General features: G+C 66.6%; 15 protein-coding genes. 5 read left to right on the forward strand and 10 right to left on the reverse strand.

The window, feature by feature from the left end; all coding sequences use genetic code 11:
* The first annotated feature begins 14 nt into the window (after positions 1 to 14).
* The gene (locus tag AC1EJR_RS03430; protein ID WP_092290312.1) at positions 15 to 896 is read left to right on the forward strand and encodes an AEC family transporter; all 882 of its coding nucleotides are present in this window, start codon (positions 15 to 17) and stop codon (positions 894 to 896) included.
* Positions 897 to 917: 21 nt separating this feature from the next.
* Here AC1EJR_RS03430 and mog read toward each other — a convergent pair whose 3' ends face one another.
* Positions 918 to 1,565, reverse strand: a complete 648-nt coding sequence (mog, locus tag AC1EJR_RS03435; RefSeq protein WP_441644037.1) for a molybdopterin adenylyltransferase — start codon at positions 1,563 to 1,565, stop codon at positions 918 to 920.
* Positions 1,562 to 2,179: a ribosome biogenesis factor YjgA gene (gene yjgA / locus AC1EJR_RS03440; protein ID WP_304441446.1), complete on the reverse strand. Its 618-nt coding sequence runs from the start codon at positions 2,177 to 2,179 to the stop codon at positions 1,562 to 1,564. Before yjgA ends, mog begins: the two co-directional genes overlap by 4 nt.
* A 69-nt stretch (positions 2,180 to 2,248) precedes the next feature.
* Here yjgA and pmbA point away from each other — a divergent pair, with 69 nt between their 5' ends.
* A complete protein-coding gene (pmbA, locus tag AC1EJR_RS03445; protein ID WP_092290863.1) occupies positions 2,249 to 3,616 on the forward strand; it encodes a metalloprotease PmbA in 1,368 nt (455 codons plus the stop codon).
* A gap of 79 nt (positions 3,617 to 3,695) precedes the next feature.
* On the opposite strand, the gene AC1EJR_RS03450 is transcribed toward pmbA, so the two are convergent.
* From AC1EJR_RS03450 to AC1EJR_RS03460, 3 genes are all read right to left on the reverse strand, one after another.
* Positions 3,696 to 4,196: a dihydrofolate reductase gene (locus tag AC1EJR_RS03450; RefSeq protein WP_092290306.1), complete on the reverse strand. Its 501-nt coding sequence runs from the start codon at positions 4,194 to 4,196 to the stop codon at positions 3,696 to 3,698.
* Positions 4,193 to 4,987 carry a thymidylate synthase gene (locus AC1EJR_RS03455; protein ID WP_092290304.1) on the reverse strand — a complete coding sequence of 265 codons (795 nt, stop codon included), beginning with the start codon at positions 4,985 to 4,987 and terminating at the stop codon, positions 4,193 to 4,195. The genes AC1EJR_RS03450 and AC1EJR_RS03455 overlap by 4 nt, the downstream gene beginning before the upstream one ends.
* 146 nt (positions 4,988 to 5,133) lie before the next feature.
* On the reverse strand, positions 5,134 to 5,838 hold the full coding sequence (locus AC1EJR_RS03460; RefSeq protein ID WP_092290303.1) for a TerC family protein: 705 nt from the start codon (positions 5,836 to 5,838) through the stop codon (positions 5,134 to 5,136).
* A 564-nt stretch (positions 5,839 to 6,402) separates the two neighbouring features.
* Between AC1EJR_RS03460 and egtD the strand changes: the two genes are divergently transcribed.
* Positions 6,403 to 7,491 (forward strand): L-histidine N(alpha)-methyltransferase, encoded by a 1,089-nt coding sequence (gene egtD, locus AC1EJR_RS03465; RefSeq protein WP_092290302.1) that lies wholly within the window; start codon positions 6,403 to 6,405, stop codon positions 7,489 to 7,491.
* A gap of 141 nt (positions 7,492 to 7,632) precedes the next feature.
* A complete protein-coding gene (locus AC1EJR_RS03470; RefSeq protein ID WP_092290301.1) occupies positions 7,633 to 8,889 on the forward strand; it encodes an SUMF1/EgtB/PvdO family nonheme iron enzyme in 1,257 nt (418 codons plus the stop codon).
* 97 nt (positions 8,890 to 8,986) lie between these two features.
* Here the strand turns inward: AC1EJR_RS03470 and AC1EJR_RS03475 are convergent, their stop codons facing one another.
* From AC1EJR_RS03475 to AC1EJR_RS03490, 4 genes are all read right to left on the reverse strand, one after another.
* Positions 8,987 to 10,909, reverse strand: a complete 1,923-nt coding sequence (locus AC1EJR_RS03475; RefSeq protein WP_477146871.1) for a DEAD/DEAH box helicase — start codon at positions 10,907 to 10,909, stop codon at positions 8,987 to 8,989.
* A gap of 845 nt (positions 10,910 to 11,754) precedes the next feature.
* Positions 11,755 to 11,982, reverse strand: coding sequence for a hypothetical protein (locus tag AC1EJR_RS03480; RefSeq protein ID WP_255370669.1), 228 nt, complete (start codon positions 11,980 to 11,982; stop codon positions 11,755 to 11,757).
* Positions 11,983 to 12,118: 136 nt separating this feature from the next.
* The gene (locus AC1EJR_RS03485) at positions 12,119 to 12,391 is read right to left on the reverse strand and encodes a hypothetical protein (protein WP_092290299.1); all 273 of its coding nucleotides are present in this window, start codon (positions 12,389 to 12,391) and stop codon (positions 12,119 to 12,121) included.
* Positions 12,392 to 12,421: 30 nt separating this feature from the next.
* The gene (locus tag AC1EJR_RS03490; protein ID WP_092290298.1) at positions 12,422 to 12,700 is read right to left on the reverse strand and encodes a hypothetical protein; all 279 of its coding nucleotides are present in this window, start codon (positions 12,698 to 12,700) and stop codon (positions 12,422 to 12,424) included.
* A 370-nt stretch (positions 12,701 to 13,070) separates the two neighbouring features.
* On the opposite strand from AC1EJR_RS03490, the gene AC1EJR_RS03495 reads away from it, so the two are divergent.
* Entirely contained in the window at positions 13,071 to 15,236 is a 2,166-nt protein-coding gene (locus AC1EJR_RS03495; protein ID WP_477112856.1) for a serine/threonine protein kinase, read from the forward strand.
* 18 nt (positions 15,237 to 15,254) lie between these two features.
* Here AC1EJR_RS03495 and AC1EJR_RS03500 read toward each other — a convergent pair whose 3' ends face one another.
* Positions 15,255 to 16,505, reverse strand: a complete 1,251-nt coding sequence (locus AC1EJR_RS03500; RefSeq protein ID WP_441644039.1) for a formylglycine-generating enzyme family protein — start codon at positions 16,503 to 16,505, stop codon at positions 15,255 to 15,257.
* Positions 16,506 to 16,732 lie beyond the last annotated feature (227 nt).

The following is a 16,732-nucleotide window of genomic DNA, read 5'->3' on the forward strand; positions in this document are numbered from 1 at the left end:
CCGCCCCTTCCGCCATGTTCACCCGTATCGTTTCGATCATTACGCCGGTCATCCTGATCATCCTGGTCGGATGGCTCTACGGCCGGCGCGCCCACCCAGACATGACCGGCATCAACCGCGCCACGCTCGACGTGATCGCGCCGCTGCTGGTGGTCTCGGCCTTCGTCAGCAAGGATTTCGTGCTGGCGGACCAGTTGGCGCTGCTTGGCTGCGCGGTGGCGGTGGTGATCGGCTCCGGCATCCTTGCGTGGATCGTCGCCCGGCTGATCAAGGCCGATCCGCGCACCTTCGTGCCGCCGATGATGTTCAACAACAGCGGCAACATGGGCCTGCCGCTGTCGGTCTTCGCGTTCGGCCCGGCCGGGCTGGCGCCGGCGGTGGCGCTGTTCGCGGCGTCGAATCTGATGCACTTTACGCTGGGGCTCAAGATCGTCAACCGGCATGCCTCGCTGACGCAGATCGCCCGCAACCCGATGGTGCTGGCCACCGTGGCCGGCGTGGCGCTGTCGCTGGCGCGGCCGTGGTTCACGCTGCCCGAGCCGGTTTTCGAGTCGATCAAGCTGCTGGGCGATGCCACGGTGCCGCTGATGCTGTTCGCGCTCGGCGTGCGGATGAAGGACGTCAGCCTGCGGAACTGGGGGATGGGGTTGCTGGGCGCGGCGGTGTGCCCGCTGGTGGGCATTGCGGTGGCGTTGCCGCTGGCGCTGTGGGTCCCGCTGACCGATCTCCAGCGCGGGCTGCTGTTCGTCTTCGCGGCCCTGCCGCCGGCGGTGCTCAATTTCCTGGTGGCCGACCATTTCCGGCAAGAGCCGGATCAGGTGGCCTCCATCGTGCTGCTCGGCAACATCGGGGCCGTGGTGTTCGTGCCCATCGGGCTCTACCTCGGCCTGAAGTAGCCGTTCTCTCTAAATATCTAGTCAGGACTTCGCGCGGATGGCGTGCTTCGGGCGCCACGCCTTGACCACGGCCTCGTCGGTTTCCACGTAGGGGCCGCCGATCAGGTCGATGCAATATGGCACCGCCGCGAACACGCCCTGGACCACGGACTTGCCGTCGGCATCGCGCAGACCTTCCAGCGTCTCGCGGATGGCGCGCGGCTGGCCGGGCAGGTTGATGATCAGCGCAGCACGGCCCGGCGTCTCGCGGATCACGGCCACTTGGCGCGACAGGATCGCGGTCGGCACGAAATGCAGGCTGACCTGCCGCATCTGCTCGCCAAATCCCGGCATTTCCTTGGTACCGACCGCCAGAGTTGCCTCCGGCGTCACATCGCGCCGGGCCGGGCCGGTGCCGCCCGTGGTCAGCACTAGGTCGCAGCCCGCCACATCCACCAGGTCGATCAGCGTGCGCGAGATCAGCGCCTGCTCGTCCGGAATCAGCCGTTCCACCCCTTGCCACGGCGAGGTCAGGGTGCGGCCGAACCAGTCCCGCAGGGCGGGGATGCCCTCGTCCTGGTAGGTGCCGGACGACGCCCGGTCAGAAATCGACACGAAACCGACGATCAGCTCGTCGGGATGCTTACGCACGGCCGGGGAACTGGGCTGGGTGGTCAGGGGAGAGGTCATGCCTCGGGCTCCTGTGCGGGCGGGGTGGCGGCGTCGGCTGCGGCGCCAGTGGCGGCATCCTTCTCTTCCAGCGCGGTCTTCACGGCCTGGAACAGCTCGCGGAAGTACTTGGGCGGCTTGCTCATTTCGCGCTCCTTGCGGGCATTGCGGATGATATTGCGCACGGCCTGCACGTCCACGGTGGGGTGCTCGCCGAGGAACTTGGTCAGCATCGCGTCGTCGGCCAGCAGCAGTTCGCGCCAGCGTTCGATCAGGTGCAGCCGGGCCGTCTCGGCCTTGCTTGTGCCCTTGAAGCCTTCCAGCGCGGCGCGGATGGCGTCGAGTTCGTCGTCGTCCAGCCCGCGCATGACCTTGCCGACGAACTGCATCTGGCGGCGCTTGCCTTCGTGGCTGTTGATCTTGCGGGCGGCGTGGATGGCGTCCGCCAGCGACTCAGGCATCGGCACGCGCGCCAGGCGGTCCTTGGCCAGGGCTTCGAGCTCGACGCCCAGGTCTTGCAGCGCGGTCATGTCGCGCTTGCGCTGCGACTTGCTCTTGGGCAGGTCGTCGTCCGGCTCGGGGGCAAAGCCACCGGGGAAACGGGAATTGGAGGGGCTACGGGTATTTCGCGTCATAGCCGGCATTTTATCTTGCTATGATTCCCGTTTGGACTTTTGATCACGCTTGCCCACATGGACCACCGCATGGACCAGATTGCCGACAAAACCTCGCATTTCACCTATTCCCAGGACCAGCTCAAGGCCATGGCGGCCGATGTGCTGCGCGTGGCACGCGAGCTTGGGGCGACCGACGCCGCTACCGAGATCTCGGAGGGCAGCGGCCTGTCGGTGACGGTGCGCAAGGGCCAGGTGGAGACGATCGAGCAGAACCGCGACAAGGTGGTTGGCGTTACGGTGATGATCGGCCAGCGGCGCGGCAACGCCAGCACGTCCGATTTCTCGCCGGCGGCGCTGCGCGCCACGGCCGAGGCCGCCTACAACATCGCCCGCTTCACCGCCGAGGACGATTGCGCCGGGCTGGCCGAGGAAGACCTGCTCGAGAAGAATCCGCAGAACCTGGACCTGTTCCACCCGTGGACGGTGGACGCCGAGGGCGCCATCGACATCGCCCGTCGCGCCGAAGCGGCCGCGTTCGCGGTCTCGCCGAAAATCCGCAACAGCGACGGCGCGAGCGTTTCCGCGCAGCATTCGCAATTCGTGCTGGCCACCTCGCGCGGTTTCTCCGGCGGCTACCCGTATTCCCGCCATTTCATCTCGTGCGCGCCCATCGCCGGCTCGGGTGGCGGCATGCAGCGCGACGACTGGTATTCGTCCAAGCGCTCCCCGCTGACGCTGGCCGCGCCCGAGGACATCGGCCGCTACGCCGCCGAGCGTGCGCTGGCTCGCCTGAATGCCCGCAAGCTGACCACGCGCAAGTGCCCGGTGCTGTTCGAAGCGCCGCTGGCCGCTGGCCTGCTCGGCGCGTTCGTCCAGGCGGTGTCCGGTGGCGCGCTGTATCGTAAATCGACGTTTTTGTACGACACGCTGGGCAAGGCCGTGTTCGGTCCGGACATCCAGATCCATGAAACGCCGCACGTGCCGGGCGCGATGGGCAGCGCCCCGTTCGACGAGGAAGGCGTGCGCACGCGCGAGCGCGACGTGGTGCGCGACGGTGTGGTGGAAGGCTATTTCCTCTCCACCTACTCGGCGCGCAAGCTGGGCATGAAGACCACCGGCAACGCCGGCGGCTCGCACAACCTGAAGCTGACCAGCACCCTGACCCAGCCGGGCGACGACTTCGCCGGCATGCTGAAGAAGATGGGCACCGGCCTGCTGGTGACGGAGTTGATGGGGCAGGGCGTGAACTACGTGACGGGCGACTACTCGCGCGGCGCGTCGGGCTACTGGGTGGAAAACGGCGTGATCCAGTATCCGGTGGAAGAAATCACGATTGCCGGCAGCATGGTCGAGATGTTCAAGCAAATCGTGGCCATCGGCGCGGACTCGCTGGTGCGTGGCACCAAGGAAACCGGCTCGATCCTGATCGAACAGATGACGATCGCCGGGAACTGACCGGCTGGGGCCTGGGGCTGGATCGCCCAACGAAAAACGGCAGGGTTTGAACCCTGCCGTTTTTTTTTGCAGCCTCGGCTTACTCTTCGCCGGAAGGCGGCCGTTCGTACGTCACGAACGCGTAGTCGAACTGGTTGGCCTCGGAGTGATGCGTCTCGCGGGTCAGTTCGATCCAGCGGGTCCGGTCCACGGCCGGGAAGAACGCGTCGCCGGGTACGTCGGCGTCGATCTCGGTAACGATCAGCCGGTCCGCGCTGGGCAGCGCCTCGGCGTAGAGCTGCGCGCCGCCGATCAGGAAGACCTGCTCCACGCCCACGCAGAGCCGCTGGGCGTCTTCGAGCGATGCCACCACCTCGGCGCCTTCCAGCTTCAGGTCCCGGTTCCGGCTCACCACGATATTGCGGCGCCCCGGCAGCGGTCGGCCGATGGAATCCCACGTCTTGCGGCCCATGACGACCGGCGCGCCCATCGTCGTACGCTTGAAATGCTGGAGGTCTTCCGGCAGGCGCCACGGCAGCGTGTTGTCGCGGCCGATGGTGCCGTTGCGTGCCCGGGCGACGATCAGGGTCAGCAGCGTCATACGGCCACCGGCGCCTTGATCGCGGGGTGCGATTCATAGCCCACCAGCGCGAAATCCTCGTACTTGTAGTCGAAGATGCTGTCCGGCTTGCGCTGGATCTGGAGCGTCGGCAGCTTCATCGGCGCGCGCGCGAGCTGGGTTTCCACCTGCTCGAAATGATTGTTGTAGATGTGGCAGTCGCCGCCGGTCCAGACGAAGTCGCCCACGGCCAGGCCGGCCTGCTGCGCGATCATGTGCGTCAGCAGCGCGTAGCTGGCGATGTTGAACGGCACGCCGAGGAAGATGTCGGCGCTGCGCTGGTAGAGCTGGCAGGACAGCTTGCCGTCGGCCACGTAGAACTGGAAGAACGCGTGGCAGGGGGGCAGCTTCATCTGCGGGATTTCGCCGACGTTCCAGGCCGAGACGATCAGGCGGCGCGAGTCCGGGTTGTTGCGGATCTGCTGCATCAGGTCGGCGATCTGGTCCACGTGGCGGCCGTCCGGCGTCGGCCAGGCGCGCCACTGGTAGCCGTAGATCGGGCCGAGTTCGCCGTTCTGGTCGGCCCACTCGTCCCAGATCGTCACGCCGTGTTCCTTCAGGTAGGCGATGTTGGTCGAGCCCTGGAGGAACCACAGCAGTTCGTGGATGATGGACTTCAGGTGCAGCTTCTTGGTGGTGACCACCGGGAAGCCCTCGTTCAGGTCGAAGCGCATCTGGTAGCCGAACACCGAGCGGGTGCCCGTGCCGGTGCGGTCGGCCTTGTCGGTGCCATGCTCGTAAACATGGCGCATGAAGTCGAGATACTGTTTCATCGGCTTGGAAGCGAGGGCGGGGAGAAAGTGATGTCGGCGCCCGGGGGCGCCCGAGCGGGGATTTTACCCGCAAAGCAAAAGACCGCCTGGAGGCGGTCTTTTGCTGCGCCGCGGCAGGGCTGCCGCGCGCCGGGGTCTGACTGGCGTCAGTGGCTTTCGGCCGGGGTAGTGCGCACGCGACGCTTCTGCGTCAGGTAGCCCGCGCCCAGCACGCCGCCGATGATCAGCACATAGAGGCCAAGCTGCACGATCGAATGCGTCTCGAAGTACGTCTTGATCAGCGGCTCCTTGACGATCATGTGCACAGCCGTGAAGGCCAGCACGCCGGCGCCCAGGTAGATGATGATCGGGAAGCGCGACATCAGCTTCAGCACCAGCGTCGAGCCCCAGACCACGATCGGGATGCTGATCAGCAGGCCCAGCACCACCAGCAGGAAGCTGCCGTGCGCGGCGCCGGCTACGGCCAGCACGTTGTCCACGCCCATCACCGCGTCGGCGATGATGATGGTCTTCATCGCGCCCACCAGCGTGGTCGCGCCGCCGCCGTGCTCGTCGCCATCTTCCTCGGCGGCCAGCAGCTTGTAGGCAATCCAGACCAGCGCCAGGCCACCCACCAGCATCAGGCCAGGGATCTTGAGCAGCCAGACCACGCCGATGGTCATGGCCGAACGGACCACTACGGCGCCGACGGTACCCCAGACAATGGCCTTCTTCTGCAGATGCGGCGGCAGGTTGCGCGCCGCCAGGGCGATCACGATGGCATTGTCCCCGGCCAGCACCAGGTCAATGACGACGATGGACAGCAGCGCCGTCAGAAACTGCATCGTGAACAAATCGGTGAACCACTCCATGAACTCTCCTCGGGTACGAACGAATAGCTGCAAGCCAATTTGGCCCGCAAGGGTTTTTGTTCACCTGAGATCACGAAGCACGGGAGTTGGAAACGCCTTTGCAACGTGAAACCAGGTTGCAAAGGTCTTGCTCGACACACAGACGCGGAATGCGCGGCAGGGTCAGCACAACCGGAGACGGGTCGCGTCTCGGAATGACGATTGTGCTAAGGGCAATGGCCCCCAAGCTACTCCCCTTTGAAGGGACGCGTCCGCAGATACTGCATGAGCGGTCGCGCTGGGCGGGATTATAAGCGAAATGCGAGGAAAAATGTTGTGCAGCCTACATGCCATTTGAATGTATCTAACATGAGGCTTTTGGGTGGAGATTTCGACATTGTCAGCGGATGTAAGTCGATGCAAGGCATCCTGCACGCATATCGATATGCACCTATCCTATTGGGACTGGCTTCGGCCGGTGCGCGTCAGACTGCACAGGCGCGGACTCCGATGACGGTCGCCTGGCGCTAGCCATGGCGGTTTTGAGGGATTCACGTAGTGCCCCATCGACAACAAGGAAGCGTCATGCCGGCTGTTACGACACCACTGAACCCAACTCGACCTCTCTCCAAAGCCAATCACAACCACCACGCCCCCGCCCCCACACTCGCGCCCGAGCCATCCCCGGTCATCGTCAATGGCAATGGCCATGCCCCGGCGGCGCTCCAGCCCGAATTCGTCCAGCAGTACCACGAGGACAGCGGCGCCCTGCGCGCCGAGATCGTCGCTGGCCTGACCCGGCATCCGGCCAGCATCAGTCCGAAGTTTTTCTACGATGTGCTCGGTTCCCGGCTGTTCGAGGCGATTACCGACCTGCCCGAGTACTACCCCACGCGCACCGAAGCATCGATCTTCGCCACCTCGGCGCCCGCCATTGCGGCGCGCGCCGGCAGCGGCTGCGTGCTGATCGACCTCGGTGCGGGCAACTGCGAGAAGGCCGCGCGGCTGTTCCCCAGCCTCCAGCCAGCGCAGTACGTGGCGCTCGATATTTCCGTGGAGTTCCTGCGCGGCACGCTGACCGGCCTGCAACAGCAGAATCCGCATATTCCGATGCTGGGCCTGGGCGCGGACCTCTGCGGCCCGCTCGACCTGCCCAGCGGCGTCCGGCGCGGGCGGCGGCTGTTCTTCTATCCCGGCTCCAGCATCGGCAACTTCGCCCCGATCGAGGCGCTCGCGCTGCTCCAGCGCCTGCGCGCGGCGGCCGGGCGCGGCGACGGCGTGCTGATCGGCGTGGATCTTTTCAAGGATTCTGCGACGCTGGTGTCGGCCTATGACGACGCCCTCGGCGTGACCGCCGCGTTCAATCGCAACGTGCTGCGCAACCTGAACCGCATCGTTGGCAGCGACTTCGCGCTCGACGACTGGCGCCATGCGGCCAGCTTCGACGCCCGGTCCTCGCGCGTGCAGATGCATCTGGAGGCCACGCGCGACGTAACCGTGCGCTGGGCCGACGGCGAGCGGCGCTTCGCGGCCGGGGAGCAGATCCATACGGAGGATTCCTATAAGTATCGTCCGGAGGACTTCTCGATCCTGCTCGAGTCGGCCGGCTTCACCGATCCGGTGTGCTGGACCGACCCGAACGGCTGGTTCGCGGTGTTCCACGCGCGCGGCTGACCGTCGCGGCCGGGTCCGCGACAGAAGCCGCAGCCCAAGCAGGGGATTGAATGCCCGGGAAGGGCCATCGTCGCGCCAGTGTCATAATGCGCGCAGCCGGTGGCCCCGGCATCCCTTTTACCTTCTGTCACGGATCTGTCGATGAGCGGCTTCTCCATGCTTCCCGATCTTCACTTCACTGGCGGCAAGGCGACATGGGCTGACGCGCGCCGGCTGCCGCGCGAAGGGCTGGCGCAGGCGCTGGTGGAGTCGCGCAATCGCACGCTGGCGTGGCTGGCGGCCTTCGGCCAGACCCGCAAGGGCTGGATGGTCACGCGCCAGTACGACTGCAATCCGCCGCTGTGGACCCTCGGTCACATCGCCTGGCATGCCGAATGGTGGTGCCTGCGCGGCGTGCGCCACCTCGAGCGGGGTGGGGTGCGGCTGCCGGTGGCCAGTGAGCCGTCGCTGCTCGACGGCGCCGATGAATGGTTCGACCCGGACCGCATCGGCCCGGACGAGCGCTGGGAAATCGTGCTGCCCGATGTCGCACGCGTGAAGCAGTACGCCACGCAGGTGCTGGACGGCCTGCTGCGCCGCATCGCGCTGTTGCCCGACGACGAAGATGTCACGCTCTATCCGTTTCGCCGGGCGCTGTTCCATGAGGATGCCCAGGGCGAGACCATCGCCGCGCTGCTTCAGGCGCTGGGCATGGCGCCGGCCGAGCCGGCTGCCGTGGGCCCGTCGATCTCCGTCTCGCACAACGGCACGCTGCACTTCCCGGGCGGCCGCTTCACGCAGGGCTGGCATGACCCGGACGGCCTCGCGCTGCCGGACGAGCTGCCGGCCCAGCAGACCTATGTGCCCGCGTTCGATATGGACGGCGCGCTGGTCACCAATGCGCAATTCCTGGAATTTGTCGAAGACCACGGCTACGAGCACCCGTCGTGGTGGTCGGCGGCGGGGCGGCAATGGCTGATGACGCAGGAGCGCTCGGCGCCGCGTTACTGGTCGCGCCACTTGGTCACCCGGGCGTGGATGGTGTCGCGCTTCGGCGCGGAGCGCACGCTCAATCCCGACGAGCCGGTGCGCCACGTCACGCTGTTCGAGGCGCAGGCATGGTGCGTCTGGGCCGGCCGGCGGCTGCCGCAGGAAGTGGAGTGGGAGCTGGCAGCCACGCAGAATCGTGGCCTGCAATGGGGCGCGCTGCGCGAGTGGACGGCCACACCCTACGAGCCCTACGCGGGCTTTGTGGCGCAGCCGGCTGACCTGGAGCTGGTGGGACGCTTCGGCACGCACCAGGCCGTGCGCGGCGTCTCGTTCGCGAGCCCGGCGCGCCAGCGCCATACCCGGGCGCGCACGGCGCTGCTGCCCGAGGACGATGTCTCCTTCGTCGGCTTCAGGTCCTGCGCGGTGTAGGCCCCGACGTCGATTCCATCGCACGCAGGCAATAAAAAACGGCACCCGAGGGTGCCGTTCTTCATGGATCGTAGCGACCGGTCACCCGGTCAGCCGATCAACGCTCGTAGCGCGAGCGGGTGTTGCCGTTGCGCTGGCCGCCGAAGCCGCCGCGATCGCCGAAGCCGCGGTTGCCGTCGCGCGGACCGCCGCCTTCACGGTTGCCGCCGAAGCCGCCACGGTTCGCGCCTTCGCGGTTACCGAAACCTTCGCGGTTGCCGAAGCTGCGGTCGCCGAACGAGCGCTCGCCGCCGAAGCTGCGTTGCTGCTCGCCGCCGAACGGACGCTGTTGCGGCTGGCCACGGTCGCCGAAGCCACGGTTGCCGTCGCGCGGTGCCGCCGCAGCGCCTTCACGGTTGCCGAAGCCTTCGCGATTACCAAAGCCTTCACGGTTGCCGAAGCCGCCGCGATCGCCGAAGCCACGGCTTTCCCCGCCGCCGAACTTGCGGTCGCCGAAGCTGCGCTCGCCGCCGGTGCCGCCATTGCCGCGGTAGCCACCGCCGCTACCGCTGTTGCCGCCGCGATAACCGCCGCCGGTGCCACTGTTACCACGGTAGCCGCCGCCGCTGCCGCCCGGCTTGCCGCCGAAGTTCGAACGCGGCTTGGGCTGGCGACGCGGCTCGAGGCCTTCGATCACCGACGCGTCGATGCGGTGGTTGGTGAAGCGCTCGATGCGCTTCCACTGGAACATGTCGCCATGGTTCACGAGGTTGATCGCGATACCCGAGCGGCCGGCACGGCCGGTACGGCCGATACGGTGAACGTAGTCTTCCGCCTGCTTGGGCAGGTCGAAGTTCACCACGTGGGTGATGTCGGGCACGTCGATACCGCGTGCGGCCACATCGGTCGCCACCAGCACGCGGATGTTGCCGCGGCGCAGGGCGGTCAGCGTGCGGTTACGCGCACCCTGGGTCATGTCGCCATGCAGGGCGCCGGCCGAGAAACCGGTGTCCGAAAGACGTTCGGCCAGCGAATCGGCATCGCGCTTGGTCGCCGTGAAGACGATGGCTTGCTTGAGCGAGGCGTCGCGCAGCAGGTGATCCAGCAGGCGCTCCTTGTGCGACATGTCGTCGGTGAAGTGCAGGCGCTGCTCGATGTTGCTCTGGTCGGCGCGGACGGCGGCGATCTCGATACGCTGCGGGTCGCGCAGCTGGCGCGAGGCCAGTTGGGCGATGCGGGCGTCGAGCGTGGCCGAGAACATCAGCGTCTGGCGCGTGGACGGCGTGGCCGCGACGATGGCGTCGATGTCATCGGCAAAGCCCATGTCCAGCATGCGGTCGGCTTCGTCGAAGACGAGCATGTCGAGTGCGGACAGGTCGATACGGCCGGCTTCGATGTGATCGAGCAGGCGGCCCGGCGTGGCCACGAGGATGTCAGGCATCTTCGACAGCATGGCCAGCTGCTTCGGGTAGGGCATGCCGCCCAGGATGCTGGCGCAGACGATGCGGCGCAGATGGCGGCCGTACTTGGCGGCAGCCTCGGTCACCTGCAGGGCCAGTTCACGCGTCGGCGTGAGCACCAGCAGCGACGGCTGGGCCGGCGACGGACGGGGGCGCTTGCCCTTCATGCGCTTGACGGGTTCGTCGCTGCGCGGACGATTCGGGGCCGCCTTCTCGCTGATGCGCTGGATGGCGGGCAGCATGAACGCGGCGGTCTTGCCCGAGCCGGTCTGGCTCGAGACCAGCAGGTCACGGCCGGCCAGGAACTGGGGAATGGCCTGGGCCTGCACCGGCGTCGGCGTGAGGTAGTTCAGTTCGGAGAGGGCGCGCAGGATGGCTTCGTCCAGACCGAGCTTGGCAAAGCCGTTTTCGGCGATGTCGACGGGTTGGGCTGCCTGGGCGGGTGCTGCGGACGCTTCGGGCGCGTCACCGGCGGTCAGCATGGCGTCGAGCTTGTCGAGCGGGCTGATGTCGGCGGGCGTGGCGGATGCGTCGGTGGCGGAGGCAAAAGATTGCTCCGCACGGAAATCGTGCTGGGTCATGTCGTGCTTATTAAATATGCATGGCACCCCCGCGGTCATGCGCAAAGGGGTGGGCGCAGTGCAAAGTCTTAAAAAAGGCTTCGGCGCCAATCGGTAGGCCGTTCGACAGACTCAGCTGGCAACACGGCGGCAGGCAGGGTGGGCGGCTGGTTTTTTAAATAAACCGGCTACTAATCCCTGGCAGGCAAACAGCGCAGGCAAACAGGCTGTTCATCAGGATCGGAGACGAGGCGACGTCTGGTGAGCGGTGCGTTCTGGCCAACACCTGTCACGGAACATCTGGAGGACAGAGGCGGGGTGCAGAGCTTGGGAGGTAGCGGGTACGCCATGGCAGGATTGCCGGGCGCTTTGCGGAACTCACAGTGCGAAACTCACGGCGCGCAGTATAGCAGAACAATTAAATTTTTGTTGCAGTGCGAAACGTAACGAGATGTGTCGCGCACATCTGGATCACGGCAATCATCCGGCGCCACTTGCGAATGCGTCTCGCTTGAAAGCGGGGGCGTCCTGCCTATACTCAGAGCGCGAGCAATCCATGCCCGCATGGGGCGGACACCCATCGTTCCCGATGATTCGCCTTCGGCAAGGTTAGCTTGCCGCTCGCCCCCGGCATTGCGGTCATTGATGCCACTGCCAGGTTTTCTTCGACTATCCGGGTGGTCCGGATGGACGTCCGCGTCATGGGCGGAACCATGGGAAAACATGCTTGGCACAGGAATGACCGGAATTCGCCGGCGACGTTGACCCAGGTGGTCCGGGCCCGTCCGCAACCAAAGCCCGCCAGTTGTCTGGCGGGCTTTTCTTTGCAGCGACTGCCTTGCTTTGTCTGCCGGGGCGTATCGCGCCTATTTGCGCGACAGCTTCCCGGTCACCCGTTCCTGCCCTGCATGCTGTCCGGACGCTTCGGGCTGGCCCGGGAAGCCTTCCGGATACTGGATCAGGCGCGCCTGCGCACGTCGGTGGGCCTGCCAGTGGCGGCCGCCTCCGGTGCGGGCACCGCCCGTGATGGCGGTCATGGCCTCGCGGTCGAGGTCCATGTTCTCCGTCAAATCCTTGATGACGATTACTGCCATGGCGTTCTCCAGCTTTTGGGCCTGGCCATGGCCGGTCTGTTTGGGGCCGGCCGGGCGGCGCCGGGGCAGGCGCGGGCCCGATTCAGTATAGGCCAGCGGTGCCGCCGTGGCGGCACCGCCACTGGAGGGTGGCCGGTCAGGCCGCCGCCCAGTTGCCGCCCCACTGCGACGGGTTGACGCCGAGCTTGATGTTGCCCAGGTCCACGCCGACCAGCGTGTTGTTGTTGAACGCAGCCACGTTCACCTGCTGCAGCTGCTGCACGCTTTGGTTGATGTTGATGTTCACGTTGGCCAGCGGGCCCATGTTGCCGGCCTTGGCGAGCCAGCTATTGCCGCCACGGATGGCGCACAGGGACTTGCGGTCGAGTTCCTTGCTGGCGGCAAGGTCGCGCACGATGATCGAAGACATGATGGACTCCTTGATCCGGGACCGTTGGGCTCAGACCGGGCCGTACACGTTGTTGCTGGCCGTCTGCGAGGTCGTCACGGTGTTCTTCATGTGGTCCTGGAAGGCCGAGCCGTTGCCGAACGCGCTCGTCACGCTTTGCATTTGCTGGTTTTGCTGGTTGATCTCGGTGTGCTTGTCGATGGACAGCTTGAACGGGCTGTAGACCGAGGTGTAGGGGGCGAAGAGGCCGAGGCCGCCGGATACGGCGCTCATCTTCTTGGCGTCGAGGGTTGCGGTCGAGGACAGGTCTTGGATGGTCAGCGTGGTCATTTCAGTTCTCCTAGAGAGGAAGGGTGAAGCTTGGTGGTTGGTTGAGCATCGGGTTGGTGTCGCGCTCGGTTGTCATATCGCAGCAAGCGTGCCAGCGCAGGCCCGGCACATCGAAAAAAGTTGGAAAACCGCGTGGGATAAGGCGTTGCGGGGAGATCGGGGCTGGCACGGTGCCGGCGCGCGGTGCCGCTGGCAGGGGAGAGTGGTGGATTGCCGCCAACAGATCGGCCGTGCCTGTCGGGGCGGGGCCAACGACCCGGGCAGTACCGGGTTTGCGGTTGGACAGAGTGCGCACTAGTATCCATCGTGGGCGATGGTTCGTGACGTAGCGGCATCGCCGGTCCGCAACCACTCGTCGGGATCGCATTTGATGTCTAGCCTGACCGACCTGATACGCAACTTCCAGCGCGGTGGCCTCTCGCGTGACGAGTTCCTTGCGTCAGTCGACCTGGCCCTCCAGGACGACCAGACACAGCCGACCCAGCTCGCCCGCGTGCTCAGTGAAGAACACACGCGCGCGCCGCTGCCGCCTGGCGTCTATGCCGAGGTGATGCGCCGCATCGAGTCGCGCGTGGCCACGCAGTTCGACCCGATCGCGGACGCCATGCGTGAGCCGCTGGGCGAGGAAACCCGCATGGCGCCCGATCCGCTGGACCGCAGCGCGCCCCCATCGCCATCGCCATCGCCATCGTCCTCGTCTTCGCCCACGTCGCCTTCCGCCTCCTCCCATCCCTCCGCGGGCCACAGCGGCAACACCGGCAGCACGGGCAACACCGGTGGCTATGTCACCGCCGGGGCCAGCAAGGGCGTTGGCGATACCCTCAACGGCCGCTTCGTGCTCGAGGAATGCCTGGGCATCGGCGGCATGGGCACGGTCTACAAGGCGCTCGACCTGCGCAAGCTCGAGGCGTCCGACCGCAAGCCCTATATCGCCATCAAGGTGCTGAACCTCCAGTTCAGCGGGCACCCCAAGTCCCTGATGGCGCTGCAGCGGGAGGCGCGCAAGGCGCAGACGCTGGCGCACCGGAATATCGTCACCGTCTACGACTTCGACCGCGACGGCCCGACAGTCTTCCTGACCATGGAATATCTGTCCGGGAAGTCCCTCAACCGCGTGCTGCGCGCGCCGGATTTCGCCGGCCTGCCGTACGCCAAGGCGCTGCCGATCATCGTCGGCATGGGCCGGGCGCTGGCCTATGCACACGAGCGCGGCTTCGTGCATTGCGATTTCAAGCCGGCCAATGTGTTCCTGACCGATCGTGGCGAGGTCAAGGTGATCGATTTCGGCATCGCGCGCGGCTTCCAGCAGCCGACCGATGACGCGGACCAGACCGTGTTCGATCCCGGCTCGCTGGGCGGCATGACGCCGGCCTACGCCAGCCCGGAGATGTTCGAGCACCGCGAGCCCGATCCGCGTGACGATATCTACGCGCTGGGTTGCGTGACCTATGAGCTGCTGACCGGCAAGCATCCGTACGAGCGGATGTCGGCCAACCAGGCGCGCGCCTCGCACATGAAGCCGACGCCGCCGAAGGTGCTCAGCCGCAACCAGTGGAAGACGCTGCGCCAGGCGCTCTCGCTGGACCGGGCCACGCGCACGCCCACCGTGAAGCGCTTCCTGGAAGGGCTGGGCGCCGAGCCGGCGCGGCCGACGTCGAGCGTGCCGATGGCGATAGGCGGCGTGCTGGCGGGCGCCGCGTTCGTGGCGGGACTGGGCTACTACGTGTGGCGCATGGGGGCCCAGCCGAAGGAACCGACGGAAGCCACCCAGGCCAGCACGACCGAGCCGGCCGCTGTCGAGCCGCCGAAAGCCGAGCCGCCGAAAACCGCTGCACCCCCGAAAGCTGCGGAGCAACCGCCAAAAGCCCCCGAACCCAAGCTCACGCTGCAGGCCGTCACCCCCGTGCTGGCAGCCGCGCCTTGCTCGCTGCTCACGGCTGCCGTCGATGGCGGCACGCTGCGTGTGGAGGGCTACGTTGCGGATACGGCCACGCGCAAGCTGCGCGACCAGTTGAACGCCATCCCCGGTGTGAAATCCCTGAAATTCGATGCCCAGCCGCTTGCCGCCGACAAGTGCGATGTGGTGCGCCTGGTGGCGCCGTACTGGTCCGGGCACAAGCCCGGCGGTGCTGTGGTGCGCACCCGGGGCAGCGACAAGCTGACCGAGGGCACGCCGCTGATCATGGACCTGAACACGCCGGGGCAGGAGACCTATGTCTACGTCGATTACTTCGTCGTCGATGGCAAGGTGGCTCACCTTGTGCCCAGCAAGCGTATTCCGGGGCACCAGGCGCCGGCCAGTTATAGCGCCACGATCGGGGAGGCGGGGGAGTGGGTGGTCTCGCGGCCATTCGGCACGGAACTGGTGGTGCTGCTGACCACCCCGGCGCCGCTGTTCGACTCGCGCCGGCCCGAGTTCGAGACCCGGCAGGAATACCTGCGGGCGCTCGACAAGCCGCTCGCGCAGATGGCCGGCAAGTACGGCCGGGACCGCATCAGCGCGGACCTCGTGCAGATTTCAACCAGCGCCCGCTAGCCCGCTACTTCAAGTCTGCTACTTCATGTCCCGCGCCACGCGGAAGCCGTTCTGCGACTGGCGCACGCTGGTGCTGTACTTGAAGCGCGTGGAAGACACCATATAGGTCGCCCCCTCCCGCCAGGAGCCACCGCGGATCACGCGCGCGGTGCAGGCCGCCTCGTCCCAGGCGCGGCCATCGACCGGTGCGTTCTTGTACGAACTGTGCCAGCAATCGCCCACCCATTCCCAGACGCTGCCGTTCATGTCATGCAGGCCGTACGGATTGGCCGCGAACGAGCCGACGTTGGCCGGCGCGGCATCGCTCCACGGCTCGCCGCAGTCCTTGCAGTTGGCGTTGCCCTTGCGCATCTGGTCGCCCCACCAGTAGGCGGAGCTGGTGCCGCCGCGCGCTGCGTACTCCCATTCGGCTTCGGTGGGCAGGCGATAGGTCTTGCCGGTAGTCTTCGTGAGCCAGGCGAGGTACTGCTGGGTGTCATCCCAGCTGACGTCGCGCACCGGGGCGGCCTTCGCCTCGGCAGGATTGGTGGCGATGCGCGGGCAGCCGTTGGCATCGGCACAGGCATTCCATTGCTCGACGGTCACCTCGAACTTGCCGATGGCGAACGGCTGGCTGATGGTCACGCGGTGCGGCGGACGCTCGGCGGGGTCGCTGGTGCTGCTGCCCATCGTGAAGCCGCCCGGGCTGACGCTGACGAGTACCGGGCAGGCCGGGCAGTCACGGATCTCGCCGCCCTTGGCTTCGGCCTGCTTGGCCGGCGCGGTGGCGGGGGCGCCTTCCTTGCCTTCGTTCGCATAGGTCACGGTGCCCTGCGCGATGGGCCCGCCGCTGCGCGAGCGCGGCTGGTTGGCGGTGGGTGGCGTGGCGGGCGGTGTGGCGGGTGTGGCCGGGGCGCGTGCGGCAGGCGGCGGGGCGGGTGTCGGCGCCGGGGTGGGCGTCGGGGCCGGCTTGGCTTCCACCTTCGGCTCGGGCTTGGCGGGCTGGGCGGGAGACGTGGCCTTGATGCGCTCGATGCGAGACTTGGCGAGCGCCGCGAATCGCCCGTTCGGGTATTGCTTCAGATACGCCTCGTAGTCGCTCGCGTAGTTACTGTTCTTGATGGAGTCCCAGAACGACAGTTCGTACTGCTCGTCACTGTTCTTCGGCAGGATGCCGGCGCTGGCCGACGTGGCGAACATCGTACCCGCCACACCGAGGGCGCCACAGAACGCGCCGCCCCCGAGCAAAGCACTGCCAATCCATGACACGACAAGAGTTTTCCGCCACATATTCAGGCCCCGTGGGTGCTGCGCAGCGCGCGGTGTGGAGTTGCCGTGACGCAATCCGGCTCGTTTCAAGATAGCACAGCAGGTGTGGCGTGAAAGGTCGCCGCGCCGTGCCAGGCCGCCCGGTTAGCTTCCGTTCGCTTTTTCCGATCTTCCGACCTACGCTTGAGGACACATCGCCGAGCGCACTGCCGCCACAACACTAATCAAGATCCGCTGCCCGCTCGCCT

Source organism: Cupriavidus sp. 05T42 (assembly GCF_056396345.1).